Source organism: Haloarcula litorea, assembly GCF_029338195.1.
In the GTDB taxonomy this organism is placed as follows: domain Archaea; phylum Halobacteriota; class Halobacteria; order Halobacteriales; family Haloarculaceae; genus Haloarcula; species Haloarcula litorea.
Genome location: NZ_CP119779.1, coordinates 600,043 through 612,779, shown reverse-complemented (window position 1 = coordinate 612,779; position 12,737 = coordinate 600,043). Strand labels below are relative to the sequence as shown.

The 12,737-nt window shown below is 70.4% G+C and carries 12 protein-coding genes; 6 read left to right on the top strand and 6 right to left on the bottom strand.

Annotation, left to right across the window (positions count from 1 at the left end):
• Positions 1-67: 67 nt before the first annotated feature.
• Complete coding sequence (locus tag P0592_RS03330; RefSeq protein WP_276272850.1) at positions 68-874, top strand: TrmB family transcriptional regulator; 807 nt, start codon at positions 68-70, stop codon at positions 872-874.
• Between the two features lie 42 nt (positions 875-916).
• On the opposite strand, the gene mptA is transcribed toward P0592_RS03330, so the two are convergent.
• Both mptA and ahbB read right to left on the bottom strand, forming a co-directional pair.
• Positions 917-1,843: a GTP cyclohydrolase MptA gene (gene mptA, locus P0592_RS03325; RefSeq protein WP_276272849.1), complete on the bottom strand. Its 927-nt coding sequence runs from the start codon at positions 1,841-1,843 to the stop codon at positions 917-919.
• A gap of 84 nt (positions 1,844-1,927) precedes the next feature.
• Positions 1,928-2,971 (bottom strand): siroheme decarboxylase subunit beta, encoded by a 1,044-nt coding sequence (ahbB, locus tag P0592_RS03320; protein ID WP_276272848.1) that lies wholly within the window; start codon positions 2,969-2,971, stop codon positions 1,928-1,930.
• Between the two features lie 107 nt (positions 2,972-3,078).
• Between ahbB and P0592_RS03315 the strand changes: the two genes are divergently transcribed.
• A complete protein-coding gene (locus tag P0592_RS03315; protein ID WP_276272847.1) occupies positions 3,079-4,164 on the top strand; it encodes an anthranilate phosphoribosyltransferase in 1,086 nt (361 codons plus the stop codon).
• 12 nt (positions 4,165-4,176) lie between these two features.
• Here the strand turns inward: P0592_RS03315 and P0592_RS03310 are convergent, their stop codons facing one another.
• Positions 4,177-5,283, bottom strand: a complete 1,107-nt coding sequence (locus P0592_RS03310) for a Gfo/Idh/MocA family protein (RefSeq protein WP_276272846.1) — start codon at positions 5,281-5,283, stop codon at positions 4,177-4,179.
• Positions 5,284-5,285: 2 nt separating this feature from the next.
• Entirely contained in the window at positions 5,286-6,254 is a 969-nt protein-coding gene (locus P0592_RS03305; RefSeq protein WP_276272845.1) for a sugar phosphate isomerase/epimerase family protein, read from the bottom strand.
• Positions 6,255-6,363: 109 nt separating this feature from the next.
• Between P0592_RS03305 and P0592_RS03300 the strand changes: the two genes are divergently transcribed.
• Both P0592_RS03300 and P0592_RS03295 read left to right on the top strand, forming a co-directional pair.
• Positions 6,364-6,960, top strand: a complete 597-nt coding sequence (locus P0592_RS03300; protein ID WP_419181113.1) for an NADPH-dependent F420 reductase — start codon at positions 6,364-6,366, stop codon at positions 6,958-6,960.
• A 127-nt stretch (positions 6,961-7,087) separates the two neighbouring features.
• The gene (locus tag P0592_RS03295) at positions 7,088-8,170 is read left to right on the top strand and encodes a S1C family serine protease (protein ID WP_276272844.1); all 1,083 of its coding nucleotides are present in this window, start codon (positions 7,088-7,090) and stop codon (positions 8,168-8,170) included.
• Here the strand turns inward: P0592_RS03295 and P0592_RS03290 are convergent, their stop codons facing one another.
• A complete protein-coding gene (locus P0592_RS03290; protein WP_276272843.1) occupies positions 8,171-8,710 on the bottom strand; it encodes a DUF8102 family protein in 540 nt (179 codons plus the stop codon).
• 85 nt (positions 8,711-8,795) lie between these two features.
• Between P0592_RS03290 and P0592_RS03285 the strand changes: the two genes are divergently transcribed.
• Both P0592_RS03285 and P0592_RS03280 read left to right on the top strand, forming a co-directional pair.
• Positions 8,796-9,722, top strand: a complete 927-nt coding sequence (locus P0592_RS03285; RefSeq protein ID WP_276272842.1) for an alpha/beta fold hydrolase — start codon at positions 8,796-8,798, stop codon at positions 9,720-9,722.
• 38 nt (positions 9,723-9,760) lie between these two features.
• Positions 9,761-10,309 carry a peptidylprolyl isomerase gene (locus P0592_RS03280; protein ID WP_276272841.1) on the top strand — a complete coding sequence of 183 codons (549 nt, stop codon included), beginning with the start codon at positions 9,761-9,763 and terminating at the stop codon, positions 10,307-10,309.
• Here P0592_RS03280 and P0592_RS03275 read toward each other — a convergent pair.
• Positions 10,306-12,624: an amino acid permease gene (locus tag P0592_RS03275; protein WP_276272840.1), complete on the bottom strand. Its 2,319-nt coding sequence runs from the start codon at positions 12,622-12,624 to the stop codon at positions 10,306-10,308. The genes P0592_RS03280 and P0592_RS03275 overlap by 4 nt on opposite strands.
• Positions 12,625-12,737: the final 113 nt, after the last annotated feature.

The window sequence follows — 12,737 nt, the reverse complement described above, 5'->3', positions numbered from 1 at the left end:
CAGCGTGCAACGGTGACAAACGGTAAACAGCCGATTCGTTTTTGTCGCAGGCCCGGGATGAGACAGTATGGCGAGCCTGAGAGACCTCGGCCTCTCCGAGTACGAGGCGAGAGCCTATCGGTCCCTGCTTGAGACGGGGCCGACAACGGCCAAGGAGTTGTCACGTGCCAGCGACGTGCCGATGGGTCGCATCTACGACGTGCTCAACAGCCTGGAGACGTACAATCTCGTCCGCAGTCAGACGGCCAGCCGACCGAAGAAGTACGTCGCCGTCGAGCCCGACACCGCGCTGGACCGCCTGCTCGACGACAAGAAGCAGGAACTCCAGGAGAAGGCCAGCCAGTACGAGGACATCGTCGACGACCTCGCCGAGCAACTGGAGACCGCCGAACCGGTCGACGAGCCGTTCTGGACGGCCGCGGTCGGCCCCGAGGAGACGCTCGACCTCCTGCTGGAGCGGCTCGCGGCGGCCGACTCCCGGATCGTGATGGTCGGCTCCTCGCCGGCCCGGCAGGTCGACATCGTCGAGGCGACGGAGCGCATCGTCGACGAACTCGTCGCCGCGCTGGACCGCGGCGTCGAGGTGTCGCTGCTGGTCCGGCCCGACCTCTTCGAGAACCTCCCGGAGGCGGCCAACGAGGAGTACTACGAGCGGCTCGCTCCCTACGAGAACTACCAGGCCCGGGCCAGCCCCGCCGTCTCGACGACGTTCGAACTCATCGACGACGTCGAGGTGTGTATCGAGGTCCCCCACCCGATGGGCCGCGAGGAGACGTTCGGCGTCATCGACCTCAAGGACCCCGACTTCACCGCCGACATCAGCCGCGCGTTCGACGACCACTGGGCCGAGGCGACGACCATCAATCCGCCCTGACCGGTCGGTTCGACTTCGCCGACCAGGTCCCCGCTCGCCGCCCTACTCCTCGACCTCGCCGACCAGGTCGCCGAACTCCGCCACCCGCTCCGCGTGGGCGTTGTGTTGGTGGATCGACTCGTCGTTGGACTGTTTCATCGTGACGATCGCGTCCTCCGGCAGGTCCGGGAACGCGTCGACGACGCCCTCGGCCATCGCCCGCACGCAGTCCTCGACGAACTTCGCGTCCTTGTGGGCCTCGAAGGTCATGTGGTCCTCGTCGGGCCGCTTCGCGAGGTTGTAGATGCGGGCGCTCATCGAGTCACGCGCCACCTCGATGAGGTCGTTGAGGTCGACCTCGGGCGCGCCCTCGCTCTCGACGGTCAGCGTGGCGTGACCCCGCTGGGAGTGGCCGGCCTGGGGCATCGTCTCGAGGAACTCCTCGATGACCTCGTCCTCGACGTTCATCCCGCGGAGGGTGTCGCGGGCGCGGGAGGCGGACATCCCCTGCGAGCAGGGACAGACGGTCATCCCGGTGACGCGGGCACCGATCTCCTCGCGGGTCCCCTCCTCGGTGGCCGTCGCGGAGGCGATGATGTCGGCCGTCGACTGGGTCGCCATCCCGCTCTCCGGCGTCGACTCGTGGGTGACGTACTCCGCTTCCATCCGGACCTCCGCCTTGGTCGTGTAGTCGTGTTTCTCCAGCAGGAGTTCGGCGGCGTCGCCACAGACGTCCTCGACGCGGTAGGCCTCCGTCCCGACGGCGGTCTCCAGCGTCTCGTCGATGACCTCCATGTTCCGGGACATGTCCGCGCCCTTCCGCCAGGAGGGCAGGTCGACGTACACCTCGAACTCCGCCATCAGCACGATGGGATCGCGGTCCCGCCGGCCGAGTTTGACGAGCTTCTCCACGCCCGTCACGCCGACGCGGTTGAGACCGACTGTCACGTCCGGACTCGACGCCTGCACGTCCGGGAGTTGCTGACTCATTGACCCGTCTTAAGGAAGAGACTCGGTTAGTGCTTTCGGAACCCGTGGTCCCGGCCGGAACGGCGCGGTCTCCGCCCCCGCTCGCTACCGCGACTCGCCGACGATGTCGTCGTAGCGCGCGCCGGTCTGTTTCAGCGTCGCCGTCGAGTAGAGGCGCTCGTGTACGACCGGGAGGTAGTCGGCGGCCAGCTCGTCGATCTTGGCGTCGACCGCGTCGGCGTCGCGGCCGTGGATCATCGTGAAGAGGTTGTACGGCCAGTCCTGGTCGGGCCGGCGCGGTCGGTGGTAGCAGAGCGTCACGTAGGGGAGCTCGCCCGCCCGCTGGCCCCACGCGTCCAGCTTGTCGTCGGGCACGTCCCAGACGACCATACAGTTGCTGTCGAACCCCGTCGTCACGTGGTTGACGACACAGCCGATCCGCTTGATGCAGTTGTCCGCGCGCAGCCGCTCGACGGCCGCCAGCACGTCCCCCACGTCGGCGTCGACGGCGTCGGCCACGTCGCGGTACGGCGTCGCCGACAGCGGGAACCCCTCCTGGGTCGCCAGCAGGAGCCGTCGGTCCAGCGCCGAGAGGTCGGCGGCCGCGTCCTCGCTGATTCGGGTGGCGCTGGCGTCCGTGCCGTCGAGGGATTCGCGGGCGAACCTGTCCGAGTTGACGACGGGGAACTCCAGGTCGATGTAGTAGTCGGTCAGCATCGGCAGGACCAGCACCTCGTGGCCGGTCCGTCGCTCGACGTCGGCGATGATCTCGTCGCGCTTCGCGCGCGAGCCGGCGGTGACGACGAACCACATGTTCCACTCGTGGTCGCGGGCGTAGTTGTGGTTGATCTGTCGGTAGCCGTTGACGACGGCGGCCACGTCGTCGAACTCCGCGTCGGGCACCGAGACCGCCGCCAGCGTCGAGGAGCCGATGACCGGCGGATTGAGGACGGGACCGAACCGCCGGAAGATACCGTCCTCGCGCAGGCGCTCGACCCGTTCGAGGGCGTCGTCGGCCGCGATCCCGAGGTCCGCGCCGACGGCCTCGAATGGACGTTCCCGGACGGGGAACCCGCTCTGGTAGCCGTCGACGAGGGCGGCGTCCACGTCGTCGATGCGCTCGCGCCAGTCGCCCGACTGGAGGCTCATCACCCCGGATTAGGGTCGGAGTGGTGTATGGGTTTCGGGCGTCGCCGGGATTCTCGGGCGGCAGGAAAAGCGCAGGGGCTTTTGAACTCGCACCCGAACGGGTTCGTATGGCACGAGCGACCCGCGAGTACGGCGAGTGGCCGCTGAAGCGCCTGATGACCGACGTCGTCGGCTCCGGACACAAGTCCGCCGACGATATGTCGCGGGCGCAGGCCCGGGAGGCGTTCCAGCGCATCCTCGGCGGCGAACCCGACCACACGACGCTGGGGGCGTTCTGGCTCGCCAACCGCTGGAAGCGCAACAACCCCGAGGAACTGGGGGCCTACGTCGACGTGATGCACGAGGAGTCCGTCGTCGCCGCCGAACCGGACGCCGACCCCGTCGACTGCGGCGCGAACTACGACGGCAAGGGCCGGTCGGCCATCCTGGGCGTGGCCGCCGGGCTGGTCGCCGCGGCCGCCGGCACGCCGGTCGTGGTCCACTCGGGCGATCGGGTCCCGACCCAGAAGCAGGACGCCTACAAGCACGTGCTGGACGAACTCGGCGTCCGGACCGACCTCGACCCGGCCGAGAGCGCCGCGATGGTCGACGACGTCGGCTTCGGCTTCTACTACCAGCCACGGTTCAACCCCGGGATCGACGACCTGTTCGAGCGCCGGGACACGATGGGCGTCCGCACGTTCGTCAACACCGTCGAGACGCTCGCCAACCCGGCGAACGCCGACGTCCACCTCGGGAGCTTCTACCACCTGCCGTTCGCCAAGAAGATGGTCCGGACCCTGAAGCAGTCCGAGTCAAGCACCGTCGACCGGGCGCTGTTCTTCCAGGGGATGGAGGGGTACGACGACGTCCGCCCCGGCGAGACGGTCGTCGCCGAGTGGCCGATCGAGGGCGACGAGTCCGACGACGAGGACATCGCGGACTTCGAGATCCGGACCGGCGACCTCGGGATGGACGTCACGAGCGAGGACCTCGGGGTCGACGACGTGGCCGCCGAGTCCGCCGCGATCACCGAAGCGGTCCTGGCCGGCGAGCGCGAGGACGGCTTCGCCGACGCCGTCGCGCTCAACGCCGCGCTGCGGATCTACGCCCGCGAGGACGCCGACAGCATCGGCGACGGGCTCGACCAGGCCCGGGCGGCCGTCGAAGACGGGAGCGCCGCCGACGCCCTCGAATCGCTGCGGTCGTTCTGATACGGTCGTGGGTCAGACCTCGATCCACGCCCGCTCGTCGTCGCTGCGCTCGACGGCGTCGAGCACCCGCTGGACGGCCAGGCCGTCGGCGAAGCTCGGCTCGTAGTCCCCGCCCTCCGCGACCGCCGAGAGGAACTCGTAGTTCTCGTGGACGAACGTGTGCTCCCAGCCGATGACGTGCCCCGGCGGCCACCAGTGGTCGATGTACGGGTCCGACTCGTCGGTCACCAGGACCGTCTCGTAGCCCCGCGAGTCCTCGCGCAGGACCTCCAGCTCGTTCAGCCGCTCCAGCGAGAACTTCAGGCTCCCCTTCGAGCCCTCGATCTCGATGGTGTGGTCGTTCTTCCGGCCGTTGGCGAACCGGGACGCTTCCAGCGTGCCCATCGTGCCGTCCTCGAAGGCGACCTGCGCGGAGTAGGCGTCGTCGACGGTGACCGGGCGGGTCTCGTCTTCCCCGTCGACGGGCCGCTCGTCGACGAAGGTCCGCAGGTGGCCGCTGACCGCCGCCACGTCGCCGACGAGGAACCGCGCGAGGTCGACGGTGTGGGCACCGAGGTCGCCCAGCGCGCCGCTGCCGGCCAGCTCCTCGTCGTTGCGCCAGGACCACGGGGCTTCGGGGTCGACCAGCCAGTCCTGGAGGTACCGGCCCCGGAAGTGGCGGAGCTCGCCCAGCTCGCCGGCCTCGATCAGGTTCTTCGCGTACTGGATCGCCGGGATGAACCGGTAGTTGAACGCGATGCCGGCCGGCACGTCGGCGTCGGCGGCCGCCTCGGCCATCGCCGCGGCGTCGTCCAGCCCCGGCGCGAGCGGCTTCTCGCAGAAGACCGGCGTCCCCGCTTCGAGCGCCGCGATCGAGGGCTCGGCGTGGACGTGGTTCGGCCCGAGGTTGTAGAAGACGTCCACCTCGTCGACCACGGATTCCCAGTCGGTCGCCGTGCGAGCGAAGCCCAGTTCGTCGGCGGCGTCGGCCAGCGCCGCCTCGTCGCGGCCGACCAGCACCGCGCGGTTGAGGTCGGGCGCGTCCGCGAAGAACATCGGGAGCCGCGCGAAGGCGTTTGCGTGGGCCTTGCCCATGAAGCGGTACCCCAGAACGCCGATGTCGAGTGGTTCGTCCGTCATCGTCACTCAGCCCAGTATGCCTCGCCCGGTTGCGTCTCGAAGACGGCGCGGTCCAGCACGTCGACGGCCTTCTCCAGGCCCTCGCGGGCGCTGGTCAGGGAGTCCTCGTGTTCGATGGAGAGGGCACCGTCGTAGCCGACCATCCGCAGGGTCGAGACGACGTCCTTCCAGTGGGCCTCGCCGTGGCCGTAGCCGATCGAGCGGAACAGCCACGAGCGGTCCGCCTCCTCGGTGTAGGGAGTGGTGTCCAGCACGCCCTTCTCGCTGGCGTTGGCGTCGTAGACCTTCGTGTCCTTGGCGTGGACGTGGTGGATGGCGTCGTGCTCGCCCAGCAGGCGGATGGCCTCGGTGACGTCGATGCCCTGCCAGTACAGGTGCGAGGGGTCGAAGTTCGCCCCGATGCGGTCGTTGGTGCGCTCGCGCAGTTCCAGCATCCCCCGGGGCTCGTAGACGAGCATGTTGGGGTGCATCTCGATGGCGACGTCGACGCCGTGGTCGGCGGCGTGGTCGGCCAGGTCCGACCAGTACTCCTCGGCGACGCCCCACTGGTACTCGTGGGCGTCGGCGTGTTCGGTGGGCCACGGCGCGGTGATCCAGTTCGGTACCTCGTCGTCGGGGCCGCCCGCCGGCAGGCCCGAGAAGCAGGTGACGGCGTCGACGCCCAGCTGGTCGGCCAGCCGGATCGCCTCCCGGAGCTCGGTGTCGGCCTCGTCGGCCCGCTCGTCGTCGGGGTGGAGCGGGTTGTTGTGCGTCGCCAGCGCGCTCACGGTCAGCCCGTGGTCGTCGAGCAGGTCCCGGAGCTCGGCCTGTGCGTCTTCGTCGTCGAGGTACTCGTCCCGGGGGAGGTGGTCGTCGCCTGGGAAGCCACCACAGCCCAGTTCGACCGCGCCGACCCCGAGGTCGTCGAGGTAGGCGAGGGCGTCCGCGAGCGGTTCGCCGCCCAGCGGGACGGTCAGGACTCCGACTTGCATACGCGACGGTGGGACTGACCGCCGCATAAAGCCACCGCCGCGGCGGCGAGGGGCACCGACCGAACGGACCCGCCACGAACGTTTTGGTCCACCGACACGTACTCCGGGTATGCGAATCGGGATCATCGGCACCGGCAGCGTCGGCACGGCGCTCGCCCGCGGGTTCGACGCGGCCGGTCACGCGGTCGTCCTGGGCTCGCGAACGCCCGCGGAGTCCGGAGGGGGTATCGGCGACGCGATCGACGTCCTGCCGCGGGGTGAGGCCGCCGAGCGCGGCGAGGCCGTCGTCCTCGCGGTGCCGGGCAGCGCCGCGCCCTCGGTCGCGGCCGACCTCGCCACCCACCTCGCGGCGAAGCCGCTGGTCGACGCCACCAACGAGTACCCCGAGGCGACGGCCGAGCGGTCGCTGGCCGCCCGCGTCGCCGACGCCGCCCCCGAGGCGCGGGTAGTCAAGGCGTTCAACACCATCGGCGCGAACCGGATGACCGACCCCGAGATCGGCGGCGAGCGGGCGACGATGTTCGTCGCTGGCGACAACCGGGCGGCCCGCGAGACCGTCGCGACGCTGGCCGGCGACCTCGGCTTCGACCCCGTCGAGGCCGGGGCCCTCGGGGCCGCCACGCGCCTGGAAGCCCTCGCGCGGCTGTGGATCGACCTCAGCCGGGATCACGGCCGAGACATCGGCTTCCGGCTCCTCCGGGAGTGAGGGAAGCCATTACAGGATAGAAAAAACGGAAGTTAGTCCGATACGGCAAAACAGTCAAATACTGTCACCCCTTACCACGGGTTAGTCTGCCCCGGGGCGGTGCCCCGGTCGCGCAGTCCACCCACAGATGTCAGAAGACACCACCATCAGAGAACTGTACGAGGGAACGATCCCGTCGGTCGTCTCGGTCTACGTCACCGACGACGGCCGCGGTCCCGGACGCGGTGCCGGGTCTGGGTTCGTCTACGACGACCACCACGTCGTCACCAACGAGCACGTCGTCGGCGAGCAGGAGTACGTCGAACTGCGCCTCCACGACGGGACGTGGCTCACTGGCGAGGTGGTCGGGACCGACCCCTACACCGACCTCGCCGTCGTCGCCGTCGAGGACCTGCCCGAGGACGCCGACCCCCTCCCGGTCGCCGAGGCCAACCCCGAGCCCGGTGAGCGCGTCGTGGCCATCGGGAACCCGATGGGACTGGACGGCACCATCACCGTCGGTTACGTCAGCGGGACGAACCGCTCGAACCCGACCGGGACGGGCTTTACGATCCCCGAGACGATCCAGACCGACGCGGCGGTCAACCCCGGCAACAGCGGCGGGCCGCTGCTGACCCTCGACGGCACCGTCGTCGGCGTCAACCGCGCGAAGGGCGGGGACAACATCGGGTTCGCCATCGCGCCGGTCATCCTCTCGCGGGTCGTGCCCGCGCTCATCGAGGACGGCGTGTTCCGGCCGGCCTACCTCAACGTCAGGACCGTCGACGTCTCCCCGACCGTCGCCGAGGCCAACCGACTCGACGACACGACGGGCGTGCTCGTCGTCGACGTCGGCGAGGACGCCGCGGGGACGCTCCGTGGCTGCGACCGGGTCGTCCGTGTGCGCGGCCGGGAGGTCCCCACCGGAGGCGACGTCATCGTCGCCGTCGACGACCGGTCGGTGCGCTCGACCGAGGAGCTGACGAGCTACCTCCTGACCGAGGCCAGTCCCGGCGACACCGCCGAACTCACCGTCCGCCGGGACGGCCGGGAGACCACGGTGACGCTCACGCTCGGCGAGCGCCCGGTCCCCGGGTCCCGTCCACGCGGCCGCGACCGGCGGCGTGGCCGCGGGGGCGGGCACCGGCGGAAGGGTCACCACGGTCGAGGCGGCCGGCGGGACCACGGTCGAGGCGGCCGGAAGGGTCGGCGCGGCCCGCCACCGCGGTAGTCAGGTCTCCTCCAGCGCGGCCTTCAGCCGGTCGAGCACGTCCTCAGGGGCGCGCTCGCCCCGGTGGAGGAAACACGCCAGCGCCCGCAGGTCGCTCTCGTCGAGCTCGTGGTACGCGCCGGCCTCGACGGCCTCGACGATCCGCCTGAGGCGGGCCGGCGTCGGCCGGTCGACGCCGATGCGGACGGTGCAGACCCCGTCGCCGCCGTGTTCCCGCTGGACCGCCCGCCGGATCCCCTCCTCGAACAGCGCCTCGCGGGACCCGTCGAAGTCGGCCAGCCCGAGGTAACAGAACGCGACAGCGTTGACGACCCCCTCCGTGAACGCGTCGCGCTCGGCGTCGTCGGGGGCGAACACCTGCCGGCGGTCGGCGTCGGCCAGCCGCTCGAACAGCAGCGCGAAGTCCAGCATCGCGTGGTGGACCCGCTCGCGGATGCGGTAGCGCGCGTCGTACTCCGCCTGCTCGCTCCCGTGGTCGGCCTCGCCGCGGAGGTACGCCCGGTCCGCCGGCGAGAGGATGCCCCGTGGCCGGTCAGTCATACTCCCTCCGTCCCCGGCCGCGGACAAGTAGGTGTCGCCCGCCGGCTCCCGAACACACTTGCGCGTCTGCCCCCGAGGCTCGGGTATGACAGAGACCGGGGTGGCCGCCGACCCGACCGTCGCCGACGAGGACGCGGTCTGGACCCACGAGACCGTCGCGACCAACGGCGTCGACCTCCACGCCGTCACCGCCGGCCCCACCGACGGCGACCTCGTCCTCCTGCTCCACGGCTTCCCGGAGTTCTGGTACTCCTGGCACCGACAGATACCGGCGCTGGCCGAGGCCGGCTACCGCGTCGTCGCGCCGGACCTCCGCGGCTACAACCGCTCGGCGAAGCCCGCGGGCGTGTCGGCCTACCGCGTCGAGGAACTGGTCGCCGACGTGGCCGGCCTCGTCGACGCCGCCGGCCGCGCGTCGGCCCACGTCGTCGGCCACGACTGGGGCGGTCTCGTCGCGTGGCAGACGGCGATCGACCGCCCCGAGGTGGTCGACCGGCTGGCCGTCCTGAACGCGCCCCACCCCTCGGCCTACGAGCGGGCGCTGCGCTCGTCGTTCTCGCAGCTCGTCAGGTCGTGGTACGTCGGTGCCTTCCAGCTCCCGCGGCTCCCGGAGTGGGCCATCTGCCGGGACGACTACGCGGCCCTCGAGCGGCTGTTCCGCGAACAGCCGGTGCGGCCCGACGCCTTCTCCGCGGCGGACGTCGAGCGCTACAAGCGCGCCCTCGACCGCCCGGGCGCGCTGACAGCGGCGGTGAACTACTACCGGGCCGCGTTCCGCCGGAACGCGAGACTGACGCTGACACAGGGCGGCGTCGGCGACGCGCGGGTCGCGGCACCCACCCTGCTCGTCTGGGGGGAGCAGGACGGGATGCTCGACCCCTCGCTGACGGAGGGGCTGACGCGGTGGGTCCCGGACTGCCGGGTCGAGCGACTGCCGGACGCGAGCCACTGGGTGCAGTTCGACGCGCCCGAGCGGGTGACCGACCTGCTGCGCTCGCACCTCGACCGGTAGTGGGCAGGCTTTTCCCCGCCCGTGCCGTCGGGACGGCTATGAGCGACCTGACCGCGACGCTGCACACGACAGAGGGCGACATCGAGATCGACCTGTTCGACGAGAAGGTCCCGACCACCGTCGAGAACTTCGTCGGGCTGGCCGAGGGCGCGAACGACTACGAGGGCACCGAGGTCGGCCCCGGCACGGGTGCCTGGGAGGACCCCGACTCCGGCGAGAAGCGCATCGACCCGCTGTACACCGACATCGAGATCCACCGGATCATCGAGGACTTCATGATCCAGATGGGCGACCCGACCGGCACCGGTCGGGGCGGGCCGGGCTACACGTTCGACGACGAGTTCCACGACGATCTGAGCCACGACTCCGCCGGGATCGTCAGTATGGCCAACCGCGGCCCGAACACCAACGGCTCGCAGTTCTTCATCACGCTGGCGGCCCAGCCCCACCTCGACGGCGACCACGCCGTCTTCGGCGAGGTGATCGACGGGATGGACGTCGTCGAGGCCATCGGCGACGCGGCGACGGACCGGAACGACGCTCCGACGAGCGACATCGTGCTCGAGTCCGTCGAGATCAACCGCTAGAGGTTCCGCTCGGGGCTCCCGCCGCCGGTCGAACCGCGGCGCGGGAACCGCTTTCTGACGTAGCGGACGATCGGGAACAGCCGCTCGCTCAGCCGGCCGGAGACGCCGGTCTCGCTGGCGTAGACCAGCACCGGCACGTCGCTCTCTTCGGCCAGCTGGATGACCTGATCGGGCGTACTGCCGAACAGCGCCTGGCGGAGCCAGCGGTCGCGGGAGGCCCCCAGGACGAGCACGCCGCCGTTCTCCGCGGCCGTCGTGACGAGTCCCTCGGCGACGGACTCGGCGGCGACGTTGTGGACCTGCGTCGTCTCGACCCCCTCCAGCGCGTCAAGCGTCGGGCCGGGCGTCTCGTCGGTCCCCTCCTCGCCGGAGGTGACGTTGATGAGGTGGACCTCGCTGCCCTGCTGGCCGAGCGCGTTCACGAGCGGCAACACGTCCTTGTGGTGGGGGCCGCCGCCGGCACCGATGTTGATGACGTCGAGGTCCGCCGCGGAGACGGACTGGCCGGCGAAGAACACCGGACAGGGGGCCTCGCGTTCGACCGTCTCGGTCACGTCACGGTGCTGGGTCGGGTACCCCATCAGGACGAGGTCGGCGTCGTCGTCGCGGGCCGACTGGACGATGTCGAAGGCCACGTCCCGGCAGGTGTGGCCCTCGACCGTGTAGTCGACGTCGACGTCGGCACCCTCTAGCTCCTCCTGGATGCGCTCGGTGCGGGCCTGCGCGGTGTCCTGGACCGTCTCCCACGGCGTCTGGTCGGGGACCTGCGTGACGTTCAGCACGTGGACGACGGGCCGCCGTTCCGAGGCCGACGCGATCGCGCCCGCGAGCTTGAGGTAGCGCAGCGCCCGGTCGGGGCGCGCGACGGGGACCAGCACCCGGTAGACCGACTCCTCGTCGACGTCCTCGCCGCCGTTGGGCGTGGCGGCCGACTCGGGGACGACCTCCCGCAGCAGGTCCTCCGTCTCCGGGGCACCGCCCCACGCGAGGTACACGACGATCATCGCTGCCGTCAGCGCGAGCCCCGAGGCGACCCCGCGGGGCGGGAGGTTGTAGATGAGGCCGATGTTCGCGAGCACCCCGATGACGGGGACGACCGGCACGCCGGGGACCGAGAACCCCCGCTCGATGTCGGGGAACTTCCGCCGGGAGTAGATGAGCGCGACGTTGACCACCGCGAGCGGCAGCAGGAGGTTCAGCGTCGCGAACCCGGTCAGCGCGCTCAGGCCGAGGCCGAGGATGGGCAGGAGGCCGCCCTCCGCCGGGAACAGCATAATGAACACGACGATGAGCACCATTATCGTCCCGGTCGCGGTGAGGACGCTCCAGAACGGCGTCCCGTAGTCGGGGTGGATGCGCGAGAAGCGCCGCGGGGCCTGCCCCTGTCGGCCCATCAGCGACCCGATGCTGCTGGCGGCGAGGATCGAGGCGTTCGAGGCCGAGACCATCGAGAAGATGGCCCCGGCGACGATCAGCGACCGGCCGATGGGGCCGAGGAACACCGCCGCGACCTCGCCCATCGCCGTCTCGCCCTGGGTGAGCAGGTCCGCCTCGGCCGCCGGCACGTTCACCATCGCGATGATGACCAGCGTGTAGAGGATCGTGACGGTGATCATACTCGCGGCGATGGCCTTCGGGACCGTCTTCTGTGGCTCGATGATCTCGCCGGCGCTGGCCGCGATGGCCGAGAAGCCGAAGAACGTGATGAACGCGAGCGCGGAGATGCTCAGGATCTCGATGGGGCCGCCCTGGAAGCTCGTCGCGAACTCGCCGGTCGCCTGTGCCGGCCCCGCGAACGAGACCGCCCCGCCGATGAACCCGAACAGGACGGCCACCTTCGCCCCGGTGACCAGCAGCTGGAAGCCGCCGGACTCCTCGGTCCCCTGTGCGTTGAGCAGACCCAGCAGGAGCGCCGCGATCACGCCCGTCGTCCCGTGGGGCAGGAAGTGCAGCCACTCGGGGAGGACGAACTTGAACATCCACTCGTCCATCGTCGCGAGATAGAACGCCGTCGTCCCGGTGTAGCCCAGGAACAGCGACATCCCGATGCCGTAGGTCAGCAGGTCGCGGTCCTCGAAGGTCTGGGAACAGAAGAGGTAGCCGCCACCGTTCTCCGAGTAGATCGAGGCGAACTCGGAGTATGCCGCCGCCGTCACCCCCGCGACCAGCGCGGCGATGACGAACGCGATGACCGCGCTGGACCCGATCTGGTTGACGGCAGTCCCCGACAGCGAGAAGATCCCGGCCGCGATCATCGTGCCGAGGCCGATCGCGAACGCGATCTTGAAGTCGAGGGTGCGCGTGTGTTCTACCATCTGTCTGCAACCGCGTTCGACCACCCGACACGTAACCTTGTCGCCATCGGACTCGGGGCCACTGCCCGCCGCTGAAGGGGTATCACCCCAGTTTTCGCCACCGTAGGAAAGGG